This window comes from uncultured Thiodictyon sp. (genome assembly GCF_903828115.1).
Taxonomy (GTDB): domain Bacteria; phylum Pseudomonadota; class Gammaproteobacteria; order Chromatiales; family Chromatiaceae; genus Thiodictyon.
In genome coordinates, this window is record NZ_CAIKKU010000708.1 from 1 (window position 1) to 6,614 (window position 6,614).

Here is a 6,614-nt window from a genome sequence, read left to right on the forward strand (position 1 = left end):
GAGCGCGCCAAGGCTGAAGCCTTGGACTCCAGGCAAAGGCGACGCGGTCGGCGAGTGCACCTTGACTTAATGGCAGTGACCCAGGCGGATGCCCCGCGAAACCGGGGACCGCGAAACCGGGAACAGACCACGGAGTCCCTGATGTCGTGGCGATAGATCAGAGTCTTTCCCCGGTTGCCCGCCGGAATTCGTAGTCTGTCCCTGAGGTATCCCTGAGGTATTCCCACGAAATGTCGTTCCCAGTCATATAGATGGAGAGTAGTTGAGTAGGCAGGTGGGCCCGCGACGCAGGGTTTCCGCTAACCTGCTGATGTCTCTCCCCGATTCGTGGGGATACCTCAGGGTCTGTCCCCGGTTTCGCACCCGGTTTCGCATCTGGTTTCCGTGTCCCTGGTTTCCGCTGGTTTCCGCACCGCCTGGTTTCCGCACTGGTTTCCGCAGCGGGCGCGCCGTAGGGCGGAACGCGATAGTGGTTCCGCCATTGCAGCGGTCGAAACCATGGCGGACCACCCTGCGGGCATCCTCCCGCTGCCGTGCTAGACTTCCCGGCAAGAACCCAACCGGAGTCGCTGGACTGGGCGGGTGCCTGCTCGTCGATAAGGTCCGCTACCGGACCGGGTGCGTGTTCAGGGCGGACAACACTTGGTGTTCTCGACCGAGTAAACGTCATGCGTGTACCAAATGGCGAACAGGCAACCGTCGATGTTCGCAAACTGCGTGATTATTGCCCGAATCCGTTGCACCCCGAAGGCAAGCACAAGGCGCGCCTGTTCGCGGCGGCGTTGAGCATGACCGATGGGGACGCTGAAGCGCTTCGCACCGCTTTACTGCAAGTCGTCCAATTACATGACGCAACGCTCGGACGGTGTGATGCATATGGTCAGCGCTATCAGATCGACTTCGCGTTCGATTGGCGAGATCGCCGTGCAATACTGCGAAGCGGATGGATCATCGAGCACGGGTCCCCTATCCCCCGTCTTACCACCTGCTATCCCCTTTGAGAGGACAAGACGATGAGCGAAGCCATTCGATTGCTCGATGTTGTTGCCTTGGCATCCCGTATTCCCGAGTATGGTCTGGACCGCGGCCAGGTCGGAACGGTGGTAGATATTCTGGCTGACGGGCAAGCCTTTGAGGTCGAATTCTGCGACCGTGCGGGACGCACCTACGAATCGGTCGGCTTGCGGCCGGATCAACTCATGACGCTGCATTTCGACCCTGCGGTACCCGAACTGATGGAAGATGCGGCTTAGCCCGCTTCGCGCCGGCCCGCGCGCGAAACTGAGGACAGACCACGGAGTGAGTTGGAGGGGCAGGTTCGGTATTTGCCGCTACGGTAGGCCGGCGGACGAGGCATCATCGCTGAAAAGAATTCTGGACCTGATACCGTAAAATCGTTCTGACCCCTATACCCGGGACCTTCCGGTGGGAGGTGCGGCTCGGGTAGCAGCCTTTCCCAGCCTCAGGCCCGAGCACCTGCGCGCGGTGCTGGCCTTCGCGGCCCAGCGTGAGCGGCGTTTGACGGTGGGCACACCGTATGAAATTGCTGCTTGACGAGAATCTCAGCCCCCGGCTGCCCGGATTGCTGGCCGATCTCTACCCTGGCAGCAGCCAGCATGAAAGTTCCTTGTGGGAGCGGCCTCCGGCCGCGATGCGCCGCCGCCTTCCCGCGCGGCCCGTCGCGGCGCAAGCCGCTCCCACAGGGGCGCGATCGAATCTGATGTGGGTCGGCTCGATCGTCGATTGTAGGATGGGCAAAGCGCAGCGTGCCCATCCTCAGACCGCGACGCGGCCCGGATGGGCACGCCCGAGCGACGCGACGCCACGACAGGCCCGGACCATCGCGCGCGGGCTTTGCCCATCCTACGGCGTTCGCGTGACCACATCGCGAAACCGGAACAGGCCACGGAGTCCCTGATTTCCTGCCGATAAATCAGAGTCTTTCCCCGATCGCCCGCCGGAATCCGTGGTCTGTCCCCGGTTTCCGCCGTCCCCGGTTTCCGCCGGTTTCCGTCCCCGGTTTCCCCGGTTTCCCGCGGTTTCCCGCGGTTTCCCGCCCGGTTTCCCGCCGGTTTCCCGTGTCCCCGGTTTCCCGGTCCCCGGTTTCCCGTCCCCGGTTTCCCGTCCCCGGTTTCCCGCCAGCCTCGACGGCGCGGCGTCGCCGGTCAGCGACGGGGCGGCGCGGGTGACGCTGCCGACGGGGGGCGGGAGTTTCCGGTGGGAGATAAGGCTCGGGTAGCAGCCTGTGGGCCTTTCCTGCGGTCGACAAAGAGCCCTTGGACTCGTGTATTCTTGGCTCTCACCGGATGTGAGCGGGGGCGGGTCCTGGGGCGCCGCGTGGGAAGTGGATTTGCGCGACTTACCCGCGACTGCCAGGATAGGCACAAGCGCAAACGCTCAAACGGATACCGGGCACTTTTTCTGCAACGAGGAGGGTTTCGCATGATCGACCTCAACGCGCTCATCGCCATCGATCCCGATATCCGCGGCGGCAAGCCCTGTATCAGGGGGACGCGGATCACGGTCTACGACATCCTTGAATACATGGCCGGCGGCATCAGCGAGGCGGAAATTCTCGCCGACTTTCCCAGCCTCAGGCCCGAGCACCTGCGCGCGGTGCTGGCCTTCGCGGCCCAGCGTGAGCGTCGTTTGACGGTGGGCACACCGTATGAAATTGCTGCTTGACGAGAATCTCAGCCCCCGGCTGCCCGGGTTGCTGGCCGATCTCTATCCCGGAAGCAGCCAGATCGAGTTATTGGGACGACGCGGCATGCCGGATACCGCCCCTTCGAGCGTGGGCGCGGGGGCCCTGGCGGCTGGTGGATCGTTCAGGAGCCCGAACTGCACTGCTTGCGCAACACCGAGGTCGATGTTCCGGACCTGGCCGGATGATAGTTGTCACCGACCGGCCAAGATAGTTGACATCAGATCCCGCGGCTTGTGGTGTATGCTCGCAGGCGCGTACGCAACAATTTTTCATGGGGGGAAGAATGGACGACCTGGTCTATCCGCGCGAGCGCACGCTCGGCATCATCACCTTGGTGCTCGGCCTGCTGCTCTGGCTTGCTCTGATCGTCGGTACCGTCGGCGTGGCGTTGGTCGCGCTCGGGATCGGCTTCGTGCTGTATCTGTTTGCTCACTCTACGCTGATCGCCCACATCAAAGGCAATGGCGTCGAACTCTCGGCAGCGCAATTTCCAGACCTCTATGAACAGTTCACGAGTTGCTGTGAGCGGCTCCAGATCAAGGAGCCGCCCGCGGTCTACATCTTGAACGGCAACGGTGGTTTCAACGCCTTCGCTACCAAATTTCTCGGCGCCCAGTTCGTCGTGTTGTTGTCTGACGTGGTCGACGCAATGAACCGGCATCCCGATGGTGTACGCTTCTATATCGGCCATGAGCTCGGGCACCTACGGATGAAGCATCTACGCGCTACCTTCCTGCGCTGGCCGGCGTTGTGGCTGCCGTTGCTCGGTGCGGCCTATTCCCGCGCCCGTGAGAGTACCTGTGATCGCCACGGCCGGGCCTGCTGCGCCTCGCCGGAAGGGGCCGTGCGCGCCTTGGCCGCGCTGGCCGCGGGGCCGCAGCGCTGGGAACCACTCGACGTCGCGGCCTATGGGCGGCAGATCCGGCATTGTTCCGGCTTCTGGATGTCGTTCCATGAGTTGACCTCCGGCTATCCCTGGCTGACCAAGCGTGCCGCCCGGGTGATGGACCCCGTGGGAAAGCTACCCAGGCGTAGTGCCTTCGCCTACTTCCCGGCGGCCTTGGTTCCCTATTTCGGGCGTATGGGTGCGGGCTTCAGCTTTTTGTTGATGGTTTATCTGGTTGTCGTGTTGGCGGCAATCGCTGTGCCGGCTTATCAGGACTACATCGCAAGGGCCAAAGTGAGCGCGGCGATCGACGGTTCCCAGGGTGCGCGCAATGCGTTGGGTAGCTATTACATCAAGAACCAGAAGATTCCCGAATCGCTTGCGGTTGCCGGGGTGACCCCGGAGTTGGTTGGCGGCGCCCATTTGTCGCTCGAACAGAAAGGCATGGTGCTGACGGTGAGCACCCCACAGGGCGAGCTCATTTTCACCCCCAGCGCCGACGGGCAGGAGCGGATCATCTGGAACTGCTCACCCGGCGCAGGTCTTAAGCCGACACAGCTACCGCCGACCTGCCGCGGCGCTACGCCGGTCTCTCGCCGCAATTAGTAACCGTCGCTCTTGCTCGAGGTCAATGGGGAGGTCGAGCGCATCGCCGGATGACAAGTCATCGCGCGCAAGACCTGGGAAAGGCCACGGAGTCCCTGATTTCGTGCAGATAAATCAGAGCCTTTCCCCGGTTGGTCGCCGGAAACCGCGGTCTGTAAGCGGTTTCTTCCCGTCTCTCAGCGGGGTATGCTTGAAAAGATCGACCGGTACGAGAGGCCGAGCCATGCACGCGCATCAGAAGACCCGCCCCAGTCTCTACGAACAGCTGGAGGCCCTGCCAGAAGGACTGACCGGGGAAATCCTCAACGGTCAGATCTACACCCAGCCGCGCCCGAGCGGCCCACATGTGTTCGCCGCGTCCGAGTTGGGCTATGAACTGCTCGGCCCCTTCGAGCGCGGACGCGGGGGACCCGGCGGCTGGTGGATCGTTCAGGAGCCCGAACTGCACTTCCTGCGCAACACCGAAGTCGATGTTCCGGACCTGGCCGGATGGCGGAAAGAGCGATTACCCAGATTTCCGCGCGACCATCGCTTCACCGTGGTGCCGGATTGGGTGTGCGAGATTCTGTCCCCCTCGACCGAGAGCAAAGACCGCAAGGTCAAAATGCCGATCTACGCGCAGTACGGGGTTCCCTTCGCCTGGCTGCTCGATCCCGTCGCGCATATCCTGGAAGCCTACGCCTTGGAAGGCGGCGCCTGGCGGGAGATCGGACGCTTCGCCGGCGCAGCACCGGTGTCGGTCGCGCCATACGATGCAGTGACGATCAGACTCGATGACCTGTGGGCACCGACCGAGTAGAGATCGGGCTTGGGGTCGGCCGACGCAGCGCGGCCGACCAGCAGGCTTGATCGCCTATCATCGCTCGATTACAGTAGTGCCTATGTTCGCGATCAAGCGCACCGACGGATTCGCCGCCTGGCTCGACGGGATCAAGGACCGCCAGACGCGCGTCCGCCTCAACCGCCGGCTCGACCGGGCGTAGCGTGGCCAGCTCGGCGATGTCAAACCGGTCGGCGCGGGCGTCTTCGAGATGCGCGAGCATTTCGGCCGCGGTTGGCGCCTGTACTACGTCCAGCGCGGCCCGTTGCTGATCGTGATGCTGGGCGGCGGCGACAAATCCACGCAGACCGGCGACATCGCCAAGGCCATTGAGCTGGCGTCGGTGATCGAGGAATGGGCCATGACTGACAAGATCCGCGTTGCCGACCTGCCCGACTTCGATCCGGCCGAGCATTTGAAGGACGACGAGGACATGGCCGCTTACCTGACCCTGGTGATTGAAGAGGGCGATCCGGCCGAGCTGGCGCATGCCTTGGGCATCGTCGCCCGCGCGCGCGGAATGACCGAGATCGCGAAGGCGTCCGGCCTTACGCGCGAGGCGCTGTACAAGGCGTTGCGTCCGAATGCGCAGCCGCGCTTCGAGACCGTGAGCCGCGTATGCCAGGCCCTAGGGGTAAAGCTGGTGGCGCAACCGCTGGTTCGCGACGAGCTGAGTCAGGGCTGAGTGGCGAGCGGCGGGCCTGTCGGAGATTCGGGGCAGGTCTTGCTTGATCCTATGTTCCGGCTAAGATGTTGAATTGAGTAAACTGTCGCCGGAATTGCCAACGGCGTGGCGGCGAGGAAAGTGTGTGGCGGGCGGTGATCTGCCGCGGTAGCGGCTCCGTCCAACCCTTCGTTGCACCGGACTCGCCTTCGGCGAGCCGGTGAACGCAAAGGTTAGGCTTTGACTTTTATAGAGGAAAATGATGTGTACGCTACCTAAGAAGGAGATGCCGCGCTGGCTATCCAGTATTGACACCGCCAATGATATGAAGGTTTTTTCTGCAAAAGAAATTCTTGAGCACTCTCTTTACTATCCATGTTCCGGACGTGATGGAGATCCGGTGAAATTTTTAGGGGGCTTCATATATAGCTTCGTGTATGTAGAAAATGGCATTTCCTTGAGTCAGATTACAAAATCTCTTGCCAATCCAGAAAGAAATTTTAGGGGGTATTTTGTAAAATGCGAGTTATACAACCATGTTTGCGAGAACTCTATTTGGGTAATCATGCAAAGATCCCAGGACATAACTCCAGATCATGGACCAGATAGATTAAGTTTTTTGTATCTAGCAGGGGGCGACATAGAGGCTTTTGATAAATTATATATCTCTAATGAGACATATCCAGATGCAGTCGCGCTTATCAAGTCAGGATGGATGGGTTCCGATAACTATGATAAGAACGGCGATTTAGCTAGAAGAATACTTGAGAACAAATACGGATGCCCGCGCTATAGCGACTTAATGAGTTATCACGACTAACTTGCAGCATATAATGTATCTGGCAAATAGAAGAAAGATGTTACACGGCCAATATTCTGTTGCAGTGCCTGTAAGGCAGTCTGCAACTTAATCTTTAAATGAAGCTTACTA

The 6,614-nt window shown here is 60.9% G+C and carries 7 protein-coding genes and 3 pseudogenes; all 10 read left to right on the plus strand.

Annotation, left to right across the window (positions count from 1 at the left end):
• Positions 1 to 668 precede the first annotated feature (668 nt).
• The 10 genes and pseudogenes from QZY48_RS26630 to QZY48_RS26670 all read left to right on the plus strand — a co-directional run bounded on the left by QZY48_RS26630 (position 669) and on the right by QZY48_RS26670 (position 6,503).
• Positions 669 to 1,001 carry a DUF6883 domain-containing protein gene (locus QZY48_RS26630; protein ID WP_295436568.1) on the plus strand — a complete coding sequence of 111 codons (333 nt, stop codon included), beginning with the start codon at positions 669 to 671 and terminating at the stop codon, positions 999 to 1,001.
• 12 nt (positions 1,002 to 1,013) lie between these two features.
• A complete protein-coding gene (locus QZY48_RS26635) occupies positions 1,014 to 1,253 on the plus strand; it encodes a DUF4926 domain-containing protein (RefSeq protein ID WP_295436569.1) in 240 nt (79 codons plus the stop codon).
• A 1,189-nt stretch (positions 1,254 to 2,442) separates the two neighbouring features.
• Positions 2,443 to 2,685, plus strand: a complete 243-nt coding sequence (locus QZY48_RS26640) for a DUF433 domain-containing protein (protein WP_295436570.1) — start codon at positions 2,443 to 2,445, stop codon at positions 2,683 to 2,685.
• A pseudogene (locus QZY48_RS35055) lies at positions 2,669 to 2,728 on the plus strand (hypothetical protein); the annotation flags it as partial. The gene QZY48_RS26640 and the pseudogene QZY48_RS35055, both read left to right, overlap by 17 nt.
• 56 nt (positions 2,729 to 2,784) lie before the next feature.
• Positions 2,785 to 2,889: pseudogene (locus QZY48_RS26645) on the plus strand (Uma2 family endonuclease); the annotation flags it as partial.
• Positions 2,890 to 2,990: 101 nt separating this feature from the next.
• Positions 2,991 to 4,199, plus strand: coding sequence for a M48 family metalloprotease (locus tag QZY48_RS26650; RefSeq protein ID WP_295436571.1), 1,209 nt, complete (start codon positions 2,991 to 2,993; stop codon positions 4,197 to 4,199).
• A 223-nt stretch (positions 4,200 to 4,422) separates the two neighbouring features.
• On the plus strand, positions 4,423 to 4,998 hold the full coding sequence (locus tag QZY48_RS26655) for a Uma2 family endonuclease (RefSeq protein ID WP_295436572.1): 576 nt from the start codon (positions 4,423 to 4,425) through the stop codon (positions 4,996 to 4,998).
• A 199-nt stretch (positions 4,999 to 5,197) separates the two neighbouring features.
• Positions 5,198 to 5,350, plus strand: a pseudogene (locus tag QZY48_RS26660) (type II toxin-antitoxin system RelE/ParE family toxin); the annotation flags it as partial.
• Positions 5,348 to 5,704, plus strand: a complete 357-nt coding sequence (locus QZY48_RS26665; protein ID WP_366929789.1) for an addiction module antidote protein — start codon at positions 5,348 to 5,350, stop codon at positions 5,702 to 5,704. The pseudogene QZY48_RS26660 and the gene QZY48_RS26665, both read left to right, overlap by 3 nt.
• Positions 5,705 to 5,945: 241 nt before the next feature.
• Positions 5,946 to 6,503, plus strand: coding sequence for a hypothetical protein (locus QZY48_RS26670; protein WP_295436574.1), 558 nt, complete (start codon positions 5,946 to 5,948; stop codon positions 6,501 to 6,503).
• Positions 6,504 to 6,614 lie beyond the last annotated feature (111 nt).

Excerpts from the sequence above, each read along its gene's own strand:
- QZY48_RS26630 (WP_295436568.1), top strand. The coding sequence starts at position 669 with ATGCGTGTACCAAATGGCGAACAGGCAACCGTCGATGTTCGCAAACTG.
- QZY48_RS26670 (WP_295436574.1), top strand. The coding sequence starts at position 5,946 with ATGTGTACGCTACCTAAGAAGGAGATGCCGCGCTGGCTATCCAGTATT.
- QZY48_RS26650 (WP_295436571.1), top strand. The coding sequence starts at position 2,991 with ATGGACGACCTGGTCTATCCGCGCGAGCGCACGCTCGGCATCATCACC.
- QZY48_RS26635 (WP_295436569.1), top strand. The coding sequence starts at position 1,014 with ATGAGCGAAGCCATTCGATTGCTCGATGTTGTTGCCTTGGCATCCCGT.
- QZY48_RS26655 (WP_295436572.1), top strand. The coding sequence starts at position 4,423 with ATGCACGCGCATCAGAAGACCCGCCCCAGTCTCTACGAACAGCTGGAG.
- QZY48_RS26640 (WP_295436570.1), top strand. The coding sequence starts at position 2,443 with ATGATCGACCTCAACGCGCTCATCGCCATCGATCCCGATATCCGCGGC.